The 14,586-nt window shown below is 53.5% G+C and carries 11 protein-coding genes; 8 read left to right on the top strand and 3 right to left on the bottom strand.

Annotated elements, in window-relative coordinates; genetic code table 11:
* The first annotated feature begins 182 nt into the window (after positions 1-182).
* On the top strand, positions 183-1,460 hold the full coding sequence (gene metK / locus HMPREF3192_RS05000; protein WP_066305998.1) for a methionine adenosyltransferase: 1,278 nt from the start codon (positions 183-185) through the stop codon (positions 1,458-1,460).
* Between the two features lie 147 nt (positions 1,461-1,607).
* On the opposite strand, the gene HMPREF3192_RS04995 is transcribed toward metK, so the two are convergent.
* Complete coding sequence (locus HMPREF3192_RS04995; RefSeq protein WP_066305995.1) at positions 1,608-3,449, bottom strand: glycerophosphodiester phosphodiesterase family protein; 1,842 nt, start codon at positions 3,447-3,449, stop codon at positions 1,608-1,610.
* Positions 3,450-3,637: 188 nt separating this feature from the next.
* Between HMPREF3192_RS04995 and priA the strand changes: the two genes are divergently transcribed.
* The 5 genes from priA to HMPREF3192_RS04970 all read left to right on the top strand — a co-directional run bounded on the left by priA (position 3,638) and on the right by HMPREF3192_RS04970 (position 10,775).
* Complete coding sequence (priA, locus tag HMPREF3192_RS04990) at positions 3,638-6,118, top strand: replication restart helicase PriA (RefSeq protein WP_082715660.1); 2,481 nt, start codon at positions 3,638-3,640, stop codon at positions 6,116-6,118.
* Between the two features lie 76 nt (positions 6,119-6,194).
* Positions 6,195-6,749, top strand: coding sequence for a peptide deformylase (def, locus tag HMPREF3192_RS04985; protein WP_066305994.1), 555 nt, complete (start codon positions 6,195-6,197; stop codon positions 6,747-6,749).
* Between the two features lie 59 nt (positions 6,750-6,808).
* A complete protein-coding gene (fmt, locus tag HMPREF3192_RS04980) occupies positions 6,809-7,870 on the top strand; it encodes a methionyl-tRNA formyltransferase (protein WP_066305992.1) in 1,062 nt (353 codons plus the stop codon).
* Positions 7,855-9,573: a transcription antitermination factor NusB gene (locus HMPREF3192_RS04975; protein ID WP_066305990.1), complete on the top strand. Its 1,719-nt coding sequence runs from the start codon at positions 7,855-7,857 to the stop codon at positions 9,571-9,573. The genes fmt and HMPREF3192_RS04975 overlap by 16 nt, the downstream gene beginning before the upstream one ends.
* A gap of 128 nt (positions 9,574-9,701) precedes the next feature.
* Positions 9,702-10,775, top strand: coding sequence for a fructose-bisphosphatase class II family protein (locus tag HMPREF3192_RS04970; RefSeq protein WP_066305987.1), 1,074 nt, complete (start codon positions 9,702-9,704; stop codon positions 10,773-10,775).
* Between the two features lie 90 nt (positions 10,776-10,865).
* Here the strand turns inward: HMPREF3192_RS04970 and HMPREF3192_RS04965 are convergent, their stop codons facing one another.
* Positions 10,866-11,099, bottom strand: a complete 234-nt coding sequence (locus tag HMPREF3192_RS04965; protein ID WP_066305984.1) for an FmdB family zinc ribbon protein — start codon at positions 11,097-11,099, stop codon at positions 10,866-10,868.
* 327 nt (positions 11,100-11,426) lie between these two features.
* On the opposite strand from HMPREF3192_RS04965, the gene HMPREF3192_RS04960 reads away from it, so the two are divergent.
* Both HMPREF3192_RS04960 and HMPREF3192_RS04955 read left to right on the top strand, forming a co-directional pair.
* Positions 11,427-12,134: an HAD family hydrolase gene (locus tag HMPREF3192_RS04960; protein WP_066305976.1), complete on the top strand. Its 708-nt coding sequence runs from the start codon at positions 11,427-11,429 to the stop codon at positions 12,132-12,134.
* Between the two features lie 2 nt (positions 12,135-12,136).
* Complete coding sequence (locus tag HMPREF3192_RS04955; RefSeq protein WP_066305974.1) at positions 12,137-13,597, top strand: HAAS signaling domain-containing protein; 1,461 nt, start codon at positions 12,137-12,139, stop codon at positions 13,595-13,597.
* A 654-nt stretch (positions 13,598-14,251) separates the two neighbouring features.
* Here the strand turns inward: HMPREF3192_RS04955 and rpmB are convergent.
* Positions 14,252-14,440 carry a 50S ribosomal protein L28 gene (gene rpmB / locus HMPREF3192_RS04945; protein WP_066305965.1) on the bottom strand — a complete coding sequence of 63 codons (189 nt, stop codon included), beginning with the start codon at positions 14,438-14,440 and terminating at the stop codon, positions 14,252-14,254.
* Positions 14,441-14,586: the final 146 nt, after the last annotated feature.

Genomic DNA, 14,586 nt, shown 5'->3' with positions numbered 1-14,586 from the left:
GACGGGGGAATAGTACTTGTTACGGGTGCCCCCACGTATATGTCATACGCGGGGGCTTTTTATATGCTCGCTTACAAAGCGTTTGCTGCTAGTGTTTGCGTTGCGCTGCTACTCACGCGCGGAACAAGCGCAACCAAGCGATAGGCGACAAGAAGCGAGCTTCGCGAAAGGTTTGGTGTGCCATGAGCGCAAAAACATATGTCTTTACCTCGGAAAGTGTGACGGAAGGTCACCCCGATAAAATGTGCGATCAGATTTCGGATGCCATTGTTGATGCCATTCTTACCAAAGAGGCGCAGCTGGAAGCGCAGGGCTATGTGGATGCCGCAGGCGTTCCCGCGAAGGTCGAAAACGTGCGTTGCGCTATCGAGACCTTTACCACCACGGGAACCATCATTGTGATGGGGGAGGTTCGCACGCAGGCGTACGTTGATGTACCGAGTATTGTGCGTGAAACCGTGCGTGAGATTGGCTACGACCGTGCAAAGTATGGTTTCGATTGTGAAACCTGTGGCGTGCTCAACCTTATTCACGACCAGAGTCCCGACATTGCGCAGGGTGTTGATGGTACGATCGCCGCCGATAAACCAGCCGACACTGACAGCAAAAGCGTCGCCGAAACCGACGATTTTCTGAACAGCATTGGCGCGGGTGACCAAGGCATGATGTTCGGCTACTCCTCCAACGAGACGCCCTCTCTCATGCCTATGCCCGCCTATTTGGCCCAGCGCCTCGCGCAGCGCCTGACCTTTGTGCGCAAGCAAAAGCTGCTTGATTATCTGCGCCCCGACGGCAAGACGCAGGTGACGGTGCGCTATGTGGACAACAAGCCTACCGAGGTAACGGCGCTCGTGGTTTCGACGCAGCACGACGCTGCCATAACCGACATGAACATTGTGCGAAACGATATGATTGAGCAGGTCATTGCCCCTGTTTTGGACGAAGTCGGCATCGAGTGGAAGGGAGCCGACATCTATGTGAATCCGACAGGACGCTTTGTGATCGGCGGCCCGATGGGTGACACTGGTCTGACGGGACGCAAGATTATTGTCGATACCTATGGTGGCATGGGTCGCCATGGTGGCGGCGCGTTTTCGGGTAAAGACTGCACGAAGGTTGACCGCTCTGCCGCCTACGCCGCGCGCTGGGTTGCTAAAAACATTGTGGCTGCTGGTCTTGCCGAGCGCTGCGAAGTGCAGCTTGCGTATGCCATTGGCGTGTCGAAGCCACTCTCGATTATGGTCGACACCTTTGGTACAAGCGCTTACGGTGACCAGCGCATCGAGGCAGCTGTCGAGAAGGTCTTCGATTTGCGTCCTGGTGCCATTATTCGCGAGCTTGATCTGTTCCGCCCCATCTTTAAAAAGACGGCTGCGTACGGTCACTTTGGTCGCGATGATAAGGACTTTACTTGGGAGAAGACCAACCGCATTGAGGAGTTGCGCGCTGTGCTTCAATAGCTTTTGATTACACCGAGAAGAGCAATGCCGAGCTGCTGATTATCCAGCAACTCGGCACTTTTGTTGCATGAGTTTGCTTACGCTGCTAGCAATCCCGCGCGCCACAGCCTGGTACACCGCGCGCCCAGCGCCGTTCCTGCAACGTGTCTACGCTGCGAAGAAGTTGTAAATCTGCGAAAGGACGCCTTCGACCGAATTATCCGCATGCGCATTGTCCGAAACCACGCGTTTTGCGGTAAGCACATCATTGGTAATGATATTATCGACGCCATTATCGATCATACGCTGCATGTTGGCTTCTTCGTTAACGGTCCACGCGAGCACCTGCTTGTTATTCTCGTGCGCATAGCTCACAAAGCGCTCGGTGCAGGAGTTTTCCTCGGTAGAGTAAATGTCGGCGGCGCTCAGCTCGTCAATCTTGCCATAGACGAGGCTCATGACGTACGCGCGCTGAATATCGGGTGCGACCTGGGCAATCTTTTTGACGCAGTCGTAACTTTGCGAAGTCATGATCACCTGTTTTTGCATACCTGCATCGCGGATTTCCTTTGCCGTTTGGGCCTCGATGTCCTTGTAGTGCTCGCTGGGTTTGATCTCGATGTTCAGGCGCATGTTGTTGCGCTTGGCCCAGGCAAGCACCTGTGAGAGCAGCGGATAGCGTTCGCCCTTAAATTGCTTGCTATTCACACCACTGGCATCGAGCTTCGAGATTTCATCCCAAGTGAGTTCCCAGGCGTTTTTCTTTACGCCCGAGATGCGCTTAAAGTTGGAGTCGTGGCTAATAAAGAGCTTGCCGTCCTTGCTTTGTTGCACGTCGAGCTCGCACCAGTCAGCTCCCTGCAGTTTGGCGCCACGGAACGCAGCCATCGTATTTTCGGGATAGTATGCACTCGCACCGCGATGCGCTGTGACCTCCACGAGCTGCGGCGGAATTCTGGGAGGCTTTTTAACAGCGGTATCGGTCACCACAATGTAGGCCAACACCGAGCTTGCCGTACAAATGACGATAAAGCTTGCGTAGGTCAGGCCCATAATGACACGATTACGCCTGCCTTTGACATGGCGCTCGACACGCGGTGGCTCAGGGTTAGGAATGACTTCGCCCAAGCGCGTCAAGCGATTCCAATAGCGAGCACACAAAATGGCATAGCTCAACGCCGAGCCCAGCGTGACCGAAATAAGCGTGACAAACACAGCACTAGCCGCCGATAGACCCACGAGTATCGACTTGATGACATTATCGGCATTACTCATAAAGGCCAGTGCCGCCAAGCCGATGGGGACCAGCGTGACTAGCATCAAAAGTAGGTCAAAGATCAGCTTAAGGCCGATAATAGCGCCGAAGTCGCCCCAAAAATGTCTTTTGGTAAGCGCAAAGGAACGACGCAGCGATTCGGTAAACGACTTTTGCTCGAGCAAAAAGCTGGGGAAGGTGTAGATGATACGCAGCAACAGCCAGCTCAATGCTGCCATGCCGATGAAGTACAGCGACAGATAGGTGTCATTGTGGTTGATGTAGTCCATGACAAATTCGGGAATGGGAATGGAATTTATTACGTTGGACGTGAGGCCCAAGTTGAGCAGCGGCACCAAAAATAGGGCGTAAAGGGGGAGCAAAATATTGCTGGGCGCAAAGGTGCGCAGCGCCTGGATAAGACCAAAGTGTGCAGCCTCTTTTATGCTGATGTCTTGGTCTTCTCGGGATTCATCGAAGATGATAAGAACGGCCGAGACGTCAAAAATCGAGATGGCACTCAAGATGAGCAGCAGCAGTATGATGGCTGCGATGACGCCGGGGTGTGACACAAAGCTGGGAAGGCTCTCGAGGGTAATAAACGAGTAGCCGTACAACGCCATGAGATTATCGAGAAAAAACTGGACAAGCGGAGCTAAGGCCAGTGCTGTTGCAAGGCGAAGCAGTGCTTCAAACCCGAGCAGGGTCCAAAAGTTGCGTGCTACTAAACGGATGACGTAGCGAATAGTTTTCATTAAAATCCCTCAGGGTAGTGCAAGTATTGCGTGCGCGCGTGCTGCGTTCGTGCGCGTATGTAGCAAGATTATATACATCTGCGTCCGCGATAAAAACAAGAGTAAGCTTGTCTTACGATATTGTAAGAAGTACGAGTCCGTTTTTTCTTTTCTGTAACATTGTGTGACATCACACGAGAAGGGACACTATGTTTGCATCGGTGGTGGTCGATATTCCCACACGCGCGCTGTCAACCGCTTTTGATTATGCGGTTCCAGAGCAGCTCGAGCACAGCTGCCAGGTGGGAACGACGGTGTTGGTACCCTTCTCGGGACGTCGATGCGTCGGTTATGTCATCGATCTTCTCGACCAGCCGCCTGCGGGAATTAGCCCCGATGCCATTAAATCTATAGAGCGCATTTTGGCTCCCGCCGCGTTTGACGAGAAGGCCGTCGAGCTCGCGTTTTGGATGAGTGACGAGTACGCGGCCTCCATAAGCGAATGCCTGCGTCTCTTTATTGCCCCAGGTCAGACGCTCAAAATGGTGCGCGATTCCAGCAGCGGCGCGTGGGAGCTGCAAGGCGCCGCAGATGCTGCAGTCGATGCTCGTTGGGTGCGTCTGCACACAGACGAGGCTGCGCAAAACTTTGTACCCCGTGCTAATGCCGCTCGTCAGCGCATGATTATTCAGGCGCTGCAGCAGGGTCCGCTGCGTGTGAGCGAGCTCACGGCAACCCTTGGCTCGTCGAGCGCCACCCTCAAAACGCTTGCCTCAAAGGGCGTCGTCGACATTTATACTAAGCGTCAAATACGCGATCTTGCAGACACGAGTTTATCGAGCGCTGTTGCCCTTGCGCCCAAGCAGCTCACCGACGAGCAGCAGCACGCGCTGGATACCATTCGCGCAGCTCGCGCGCGTGCCTGTGGTGACGTGGTGCTCATCGACGGTGTGACAGGCTCGGGCAAAACCGAGGTCTACCTCAATGCGATTTCCGAGGTGCTCGAGCAGGGGCGCGAAGCCATCGTGCTCGTGCCCGAAATTTCCCTCACGGCTCAAACGGTGGGTCGCTTCCGCAGTCGCTTTGGCGAGAAGGTCTGCGTCTTGCATTCGCGCCTTTCGGTCGGGGAGCGCTATGACCAGTGGGATATGCTTCGTCGCGGTGTTGCACAGGTCGTGGTGGGTGCGCGCTCGGCGTTGTTTGCGCCGCTTGCTAACCTCGGTCTTATCGTCATCGACGAGGAGCACGAGTACTCCTATAAACAGGACACCTCGCCGCGCTATCACGCCCGCGAGGTGGCGCAGCGCTTGGCACAGCTGCATGGGGCGGCGCTGGTGTTGGGTAGTGCCACGCCATCGCTTGAAAGTCTGGCTCGCACGCAGTGCGGTAGCTTTGCAGATTCGCATTGGGAGCGCGTGTGTATGAGCTCGCGTCCAGGCACCATTTGCATGCCCCAAGTGCAGATTGTCGATATGACCGAGCAATTCGCCGCAGGTCATCGCTCTATTTTTTCGGAGCCGCTGACGCAAGCGTTGCACGAGGTCGTTGCACGCAAGCAAAAGGCGGTGCTGATGCTTAATCGCCGCGGTTTTGCAAACTTTTTGATGTGCCGAGAGTGCGGTTGCGTGCCGAGCTGCTCGCATTGTTCCACCTCGCTGACGTATCATGAGCGCACTCATGCCCTGATGTGTCATAGCTGCGGGCGCAGCTGGAGTATCCGCGCGTGGCCCGACCCTTCGACGCACTGTCCGAATTGCGGCAGCCGCTATTTGGCGCAGTTTGGTGTGGGTACGCAGCGTGTTGAGGACGAATTGCGCATACTGTTGGGGGGCGAAGCTTGCAGCGCGGCCGAGAAGGGCTCTACTGCCGAGAAGCCCGCCCCTGCCGAGAAGGGCGCCCCGAACTCTACCGTCGCTTCCGCCGTCGACATCATTCGTATGGATGCCGATACGACTAAAACCAAAGATGGCCACCAGCGCTTGCTTGAAGCGTTTGATGCCAGCCCCTGCGCCGTTCTTATCGGCACGCAGATGATCGCGAAAGGTCTCGACTTTCCCGAGGTAACCCTCGTGGGTGTAATTAATGCCGACACGACGCTCAAGCTTCCCGATTTTAGAGCCGCCGAGCGCAGCTATAGCCTGCTCGAGCAGGTGGCTGGTCGAGCAGGACGAGGCGTTTGCGCTGGTCGAGTGATCATTCAAAGTTATTGGGCTTCTCATCCGGCAATTCAAGCGGTGTGCACGCATAATCGTGCAGCGTTTATTCGGCAGGAATTGCAGGATCGCAAAGAGGCGTATTATCCGCCGTACGCGCGATTGTCCAACGTTATCGTGTGGGGAAGCAATCAGGCCCAGGTGCGCCAGGCTGTCGAGAAACTCGCGTGCAGTATTCGTCAAGAACTTGAGGGACGCGAGGGGTGGGTTTTGTTGGGGCCCGCCGATTGTGTAAAATCACGAGTACAAGACCGCTATCGTATGCACGTGGTGTTAAAGTCTCCGCTGGATTCGGAGCCTGCCGCATTGCTCAGCGACTGTGTGGCTCAAGTGGCGCAATCGAGTGTGGGTGCGCCCACGAGCGGTGGTGCTGGTGCAAAAGCTGACGCACGTTCGGATGCACGTCCTGGTGCACGCTCCGCCACAAAAACGGGTATACGAATGGCGATAGATGTTGACACATACGACCTGCTATAAGTACGACCTGCCGTACGTATGGTCTGCCGCAAAGACAGCGTAAAACGCCGTAAAGATGCTATAAAGGAGATGGAATATGTCCCCCATTGACGAAATTGTTACCTCGCCCAATCCCTGCTTGAAGCGCGAGTCTGCTCCGATCGAGCACATTGACGATACGATTAAAAAGACTGCGGAGCGCATGCTGGTCGATATGTATGCCGCCGAGGGCTGTGGCTTGGCCGCACCGCAAATTGGCCTGAATCTTCAGTTGGTCGTTATCGATGTGGATTATGGCATCGGCCGCAATGGCATTGGCAAGAAAAATCCTTACGTGTTGATCAACCCCAAGCTCATTGTGGCTGACGGCGATCCGTCGCCGTACACTGAGGGCTGCCTTTCGTGGCCTGGCATTAGCGCACACTTCGAGCGCCCTTCTCACGTGATTGTGCATGCGCTTAATCTTGATGGCGAACTCATTGAGTACGAGGCCGAGGGCAACCTGCTTGCAACCTGCTTGCAGCACGAGATTGACCACTTGCATGGCATAACCATTGTCGACCATCTGCCGACCGCCGAGCGCGCTGCCGCCCTGCAAAAGTACAAGATCGCCTGCGCTAATGGCGCACGACCTGGTGACGTTGACTACTAAGTTTTAACGTGCCGAGAAGACCAGCAATCGTAAACGTACGATACTAACGAGGCTAACGCATGCGCATAGTATTTATGGGCACTCCGCAGTTTGCGGTTCCTTCTTGTGAGGTGCTGCTTGGACTGCGTGGTGAAAAGCACAATTCAAAGCACGAGGCAGCGACGTCTGCGGCCGACCACACTGCGGCAGCATCTGCGGCGGCTGCGACCGACCACGTGTCACCAAAACACGAGGTCGTTCTTGTTGTTACGCGCCCCGATGCCGTTCGTTCGCGTGGTAAGCATCGTGAGCCGTCGCCAGTCAAGCTCTGTGCGCAGGAGCATGGTCTTCCCGTGCTCGAAACCTCCAAGGTGCCGCGCGATGTGATCGACCAGATCCACGAGGCTGCTCCCGACATTATTGTCGTTGCTGCGTATGGTGCCATTATTCCTGACGAAGTGTTGGAGCTCCCACGTTTGTGCTGCATCAATGTGCATGCGTCACTGTTGCCGCGCTGGCGAGGTGCCGCTCCCTTGCAACGTGCCATCCTTGCTGGCGATACCCGTGCGGGTGTCTCGATCATGCGCGTGGTTTCTGAGCTGGATGCTGGTCCGTTTTGCCTGCAAAAGGAACTGGCTATTGGTACTTCTTCGGCAGACGAGTTAACGCAGCGTGTCGCTGAGCTCGGAGCTGACGCGCTTCTCAAGGCGCTTGATGACATCGAAGCTGGCTGCGTGCAATGGACTGAGCAAGATTCAACACAGGTAACCTATGCCCATAAAATCAAAAAAGCCGAAATGCTTTTGGATCCCACGGTAGCAGCTGTCGAGAATAGCCTGCGTGTGCAAGCATCCACTGATGCGGCTCCCGCGCGTGTATGCATCGCAGGCAAATCCCTGCGCGTATTTGCTGCACGCGCTGTTGATGAGGGCGATTTATCGTCGTCCGCAGGTATGTATGCCGCAGGCGTTGTTGCAGGTCATTCAGGTGAGGTTTTTATCGATACGGGCCGCGTCTTTTTGGGTTGTGTGCGAGGTGCCTTTGAAATCTTGGAGCTTCGTCCTGATGGCAAAAAGACCATGTCTGCAAAAGCATGGGCAGCTGGCATGCGTGACAGGAACAGCTCGTGGGAAAAACTGTAACATCCTCATCACAGTGCCGGCCTCACGCCCGCGCGCAGCAAAAAAGTCCTCAGGCGTCCCGCCCGCATCAAAAGTCCCGCGCCACGCAGGCCCGCCACATAGCACTTGGCCTCCTTCGTGAAATTCGCCGCCGAGACGGCTACGCGCGCGATATTATCCGCAGTGATTCACAGGTGCAAAAGCTTTCCTCGCGTGACAAGGCGTTTGTGCTACGCCTTGTCTTGGGAGTCATCATAACCACAGGCCAGCTTGACGAATTACTCGCGTCTCATCTTGCAAAACCTTCTCGCCTCAAAGCGCAGCTGCGCGATGCTTTGCGCATTGCTGCCTACGAGCTTTGCTATATGGATACACCCGCTCCCGCCGCGATCAATCAAGGGGTTGAGCTGGTGCGCAGCGTCGGCGCGTACGCCTGCGGCATGGCGAATGCAGTGTTGCGAAAAATAGCCGACATTGATGCCCCGCGCGTAACAGAGGCCCGAACACACCTTATGTCCTGGGCTGCCGAGAAGCCCGCCGTTGTCGAAAATCCCTCTACTGCCGAGAGGCCAGCCGAGCCCGAAATCTCCAGCGCTGCCCAGATGCCCGCCGAGCTTTCGGACGATCTTCTCGCCACATTGAGCCTTGCTTCAGGCGCTCCGCAATGGCTGGTGCGAGAGCTTTATCATTCGGTAGGTTTTCATCGAGTTTGTCAGCTCTTAGCCTGCCTTGATGAAGCGGCCCCCGTGTGGGTGTCGGCTAATGTTTTGAAATCTTCATCACAAACAACCGCCGCACTCACGGCATTGTTTTCGAGTCTAGGTGAGGCAGTTTTGCCTGGCGTCTACCGCGTGTATGATGTGCCCGCGCTTCTGAACTCTGCGTTTGTAGCAAACTCAACGCTCGTGGTGAGTGATTTGGCGGCGCGCATGATTTGCTGGATTACCAGTCCTTTTGCGCATAGTTATGTACTCGAAATTGGGCAGGGTAGAGCTACTAAAACATTGCTACTTGAAGACGTTGCCTGCCAGCTTGGTGGACCTGCCTCTATTTGCGGCGTTGACACGCATGCTTCAAAGACAAAGCTCGCTCAAAAGCGTTTGGGCATAGGTGCAGATAACCGCGCGAAATCCGATGCAGGCAACGTCGCGCAACCTGGTGCAGATAACAGCGCATTCATGCCCGCTTCGCCAGTCTTCTCGCCAGAAACGTACCTCAGCTGTGTTACCTACGATGGACGTTTGCTTGGTGCGCCCTCCTCGCAGCTTCCTGAGGCGTTGCAGCGTGACTTTGACCTCGTGTTTGTAGATGCGCCCTGTTCGGGTACAGGGACGCTGCGCCGTCATCCCGAAATTATGTGGAAACTAGAGCCCGAGGATCTTGATGCAACCAATCCTGAGTCGTTGCCAGCACTGCAGTTGGCGCTGTTGCGTGCGGCGGCAACTAAAGTGGCTCCCGGTGGCCACTTGATGTATTCAACCTGTTCGGTGTTGCAGCAAGAAAACGAGCAGGTTGTCGAGGCATTTTTGCAGACAGAACAAGGCAAATATTTTGAGTTGGCACCAGTGGCGGATTCGAACGCTTTTCGGGTGCTTGCCGAGCAGCATCCCGCAGCAGCACAAACGCTGAGTGACTGCATCCAGCATGAGCTATTTTTCCGTTCATACCCTCAATCAGGCTCGTTCGACGGACACTTCTGCGCTCGTTTTGTGAGAGTGCGCTAACCGCCGCATAATGCGATACGCTTGAACTCGAGCTTAAATTCGACGTTACTGTGTGTCGGCGTCAGCGTGCGTCGGCATCACCACACGTCGACGTCACTGCATAATGAGCTGTGTTAAAGGAGTCTGCCGTGCGACAAAGTCTTATCTCCAATTTTTTGCGTGTGTGTGAAGCTACGGCCATCGAAGCATCCCTCTGGGCAGGGCGTGCCGATAAGGTCGCGGCGAATAGCGCCGCTATGAAAAAGGTGCGACAAGGTCTGGGCGATATGAGCATGTCGGGTCATGTGGTTATTGGCCAGCGCCCGCTAACCAGCCCTGCTGCTCCGTCAAATGACAATGCTGCCGTCGCGTCAACTGGCGACGTTGTTCTCGCGCCCGCTGCCGACAAAAAAGATCCCGACATTTTAGTCGCGGGCGAAACACTCGGGCGCGGGGGAGACTCACTCGACATCGTGGTTGATCCAATAGAAGGAACAAACCTCGTTGCTAACAACCAGCGCAATGCCATCTCGGCAATCGTATTTGCACCGCGGGCAACGCTGCTCAATGCACCCGTCAAGCGCATGGCAAAAATCGCATGCGGACCAGCGGTTCCTCCCGAAACGGTCGATATCGATCAAACGCCTGAAGAGAATATTGCTGCTGTTGCGCGCGCCCTGCACAAGCCCATTAAAGATGTCATGGTTTGCATTTTGGATAGGCCTCGTCACGCCAATCTTATCGAACACGTTCGCTCACTTGGTGCGCGCGTAAAGTTGGTCTACGACGGAGACGTACAAGCCGCGTTGGCTTGTGCCATTCCCAATACGGGCGCTGATCTCATGCTTGGCGAGGGTGGCGGCCCCGAAGGCGTGCTAGCGTGCGCGGGCCTTAAGGCACTCGGAGGATTTTTCCAAGCACGCTTTCACTTTACGGAAGCGAGGGAGCGCGAAGCCGTGGCTGCGGCCTGCGATTTTGATGTTGATCAGGCCATTAGCATGGACGAAATGGTTCGCACCAACGATATTCATTTTGTTGCAACGGGAATTACGGATGGAAGCATGCTTAAGGGAGTTCGTCACAATCCCGACGGTTCCATCCAAACACATTCGATACTGGTAAGTTCTATCGATAATACTACGTCGTACATTACCAAGGTGTATCGAGCAGGAACGATCGGCTCGGCTATTTCGGAGCCTGGTCTGCACGACTCCATTTTTTAAAGCTTGATGCGTTGGCTTGCGCTGCGCCGTAGTCTAGCATCCGCCGTACTACTCGTGTTCGTCGTGCTTTAGCGCTCGTGCACCGTGTTACTAGCGCTCGAGCTTGGGGGCCTTTGAGCTGGCTTTTTTAGAGCTTTTTGTGGTGGTATGACGTTGGTCGGTGTTATAAAAACCCGATCCTTCAAATTTAATGCCGTTAGCGCTAAACACGCGTTGGGCTTCTCGTCCGCACTGGGGGCAGTGTATGTCAGGCCGCGCAGTCATAGGATGCTCCACTTCAAACGTAATATCACAAGAAGAGCAACTGTAATCATAGCGAGCCATACTAAAAGCCTTTCAAATCCCAGCGAACGATAATTTACTGTGGATCACCACGCGCCCACCAGGTTTTTGCTCGCGAGCAGCGCCTTATGCCAACAGCACCTACTACTGTACCCAAATAGTGTACAGATAGTACGCAATCAAACGATTACAACATACTTTGATACTATACAGATACGCAACGAACACCATACCGCCCCGCGATGGACAACACGCGTTGCGGTGTGGCGATCTTCTCGCAAGCGATGATCTTCTCGCCAACGACGAGGCGCGTACGATGAGCGCCATAAGGCAACAAAACAAGCGACGATGTTTCGAAAGGGATGAGCTATGACGATTACAGGAGCAATTTTTGATTGTGACGGTACGATTGTCGACTCGATGTCGATGTGGTGGAGCGTGTTTCCCGAGCTTTTAGCTGCTCACGGCCGCGCTTACGACAAGCAGGTCGCCGCCGCGCTCAAACGTTGCGAGGCCATGAGCCTGCCCGACGAAATCCGTTCGCTTAAAGAAGAGCTTTCCATCGCCGCTTCCGAAGAGGAGCTCTTCTGTGATCTTACCCATCGCATTCGTAAGGCTTACTCCACCACGATTCAGCCGTGGCCGCGCTCCAAGGCTTTTTTGCAACAGCTTGCCGACGCAAACATTCCCATGATTATTGCTACTTCCACCTCGGCGGCCGAGGTGCGCCTGTGTCTCGAGCGTCTTGACATGATGCAGTATTTTATCGACATCATTAGCGCAGAAGAGAAGGATTTCAATAAGCAAGAGCCCGACATTTATTTGTATGCTCTCGAAAAGCTGGAGACCAATCGCGCGAGCACCTGGGTGTTTGAGGACGCGCCTTTTGGGTTGATGACCGCCGCGGCCTCGGGTTTTCCCACGGTTTGTGTGCACAACGATCACGACGCACGCAACCTAGATGCCATGCTTCCGTATTCGACCTTGTTGACGCACATTTTTGAAGATCTCTCACTTGCCACGATCCAAAATCTTCCCGATCCTACTGCTGCTCCTGCCGAGAAACCCATCGAGTAGTCATGTGCAAGTCAGACAAACCCGACAATCATCAGTTCTCTACCGCGAAGTCCGCATCACAAGCCTCGACGTCACGCATTTTACTGGTAGCAGGCTCGCCCGATTCTTGTTCGCCCGTTCTTTTGCGCCGACTGGTGGCGAAGGCTGACTTTGTGGTCGCTGTTGACCGTGGTGCCGACAGGCTTATGGATATCCACCAGATCCCCGATGCTTTTGTGGGGGATGCCGATACGGTGTCATCTGCTGCCTATCAGTGGCTTCGCGACAAGTCCGACGAAGTCGATAAATCCGTCGAATCCGCCCGCAATTCCGCGGCTGTTGAGGGGGATCCTGTTGAGGGGCAGCATGTTGAAGGCAAGCCTGTCGAGTTCGCGCTCTTCTCGCCAAAAAAGGATTACACTGACCTTGGTCTTGCTTGTGATTTTGTGGAACAGCGTTTTACAAACACCACCATTGATCTGTCAGTTTGTTGTGCGTCAGCGGGCAGAGCCGATCATTTTTTGAGTGTCTTCGGCGTGTTGGCGCACTATGCACATCTTTGTCCTATCTTGTTCGATGACGCTTATGAGTGCAGGATCTTATCGCCCACAGGTCGTGCGGCTTGGGCCTTGGATGAGGCTGCGCAAAGCCATACGTTTTCGGCGGTCGCGCTTGCCGAGAATACCTATGTGAGTGAATCTGGTTTCGAATGGAACGTCGATAACCTACATCTACCTGTGTTGTTGGATCGTGGTATTTCGAATCGTGTTATGACGCGCTCGGCGACCATACGCTGCGAGTGCGGGATATGCGCAGCTTTTTTGCATATTTTGGAGCATACAGAGGGATTGAGTGATATGAATACACACTTTGATGACACAAACGTTGGTGTCGGTGGAGCTGACGAGAAACTCGACCAACAGCTAGAAAACTACTTAGCTGAGGTTGATCATTATTTGCGTCATATGCCAGTTTCGGAAAAAACGGATATTTTTAGTGAGCTTAAGAGCTCGTTTTATGAGCGTCTGAGGCACGGCCAAAAGCCGCAGGATATCATTGCCGAGATGGGGTCACCCAGGCTGCTGGCGATGCAGTACCTTGGTACAAATGTTGTCGAGCACAAGGGCTTCTCGTTTAAACGCCTTTTGATGCTTGTGAGCTTTTATTCTGCAGCGGCGATTTCATGGATGGCTCTTATTCCCACCACGGCAATACTTTCGTTTTCGATGTATTTATCGGCAGGAATTAGTGTGTTAGCTGGATTTTTGGGATTTCTGCGAGGGTTTGTGTATCTGTCAGTGCTCGAAAATGCACGCATTATGGTGTTTATGCATGAGGAGATAACAGGGCTTCCTGCGTTGTTTATTGGCCTTGTGTTTGGCGCTGTCTTTGTGGTATTGGGCATGCTTAGCTGGAAAGCGACCATTATCATGGTCCGCTTTTTCCAAGATCAGGCATGGCGTTTGCATCATGAAGAAATGTAGTCACTTTCTGCTAGATGGCACACCTTAGGAAAGGTCCGCTTTTCTGTGGAAGGCCTATTTCTCTGCGAAAACCTAGCCTTCTGAGGAAGCTGTTTGTTGACGCTACATGAAGTAAAAGCGTGGAAATACACGGTAATTCTTCAAGTTGCGTAATGATACCGTCTATCAATAGATTCATATATGAGGCTCAGGAGATAAATGAGATAGCTAATGAGAAGACAATTGAGGAATGGTGTGACGATTTAGGTAAGGACGTCATTCCTTCCGAATGGACAGGAGATCAAAAACCAAGTTATACCATGCCAACCCCAACCAGCCACCTCGAGACGCTGTCGGTAAAGGTCCCTCAAGTTCTTAAAGTAAAAATTGCCAGTGAAGCAAGAAAAAAAGGGTGTTACTACGTCAGCGTACGTCAACGAAATTCTCGTTAAAGAACTTTTGTCATAATTTTGTCCTAATGTAGTATTTGTCAGAATGCACGAAAAAGCCTCCCGAACGAAATCGCGCGGGAGGCTTTATTGTTTGTTCTTTACAAGAGCTTATTTAAAGAAACTAGAGAAATGCGTTTGCATAGGTTGCAGTTTGCACATACTGCATGTTTGCATGTCCTGCAGGGTTCTCTGCGAGGTAAATCGTATCAATTACTCAGGTAGGTTATGAACGAGCAACCTTAGCAGATTTAAGGCAGGTGGTGCAGACGTTTTTCTTCTGACGATGACCATCAGTGACAACATTCACGGATTGAATATTTGCTTTAAATTTACGGTTAACGGTGCGGTGGGAGTGGCTAATAGAGCGACCAGCAACGGTGTGCTTACCGCATACTTCACAAACCTTCGACATGGTTATTACCTCCATTTGAGTGTGCAAAGACACCTTTTGAGTGTGATAAGACACACGCAGTGACACAAAACTGAATTATAGTAGCACATAAAAGCGTTTTTGCAAAAAGTACATCTCAGGATGTGTACGTTTCATAGTGGACTCGG

Source organism: Atopobium deltae (genome assembly GCF_001552785.1).
Taxonomy (GTDB): domain Bacteria; phylum Actinomycetota; class Coriobacteriia; order Coriobacteriales; family Atopobiaceae; genus Atopobium; species Atopobium deltae.
The sequence above is the reverse complement of the archived record's forward strand: the minus strand, read 5'-3'. Positions and strand labels throughout refer to the sequence as shown.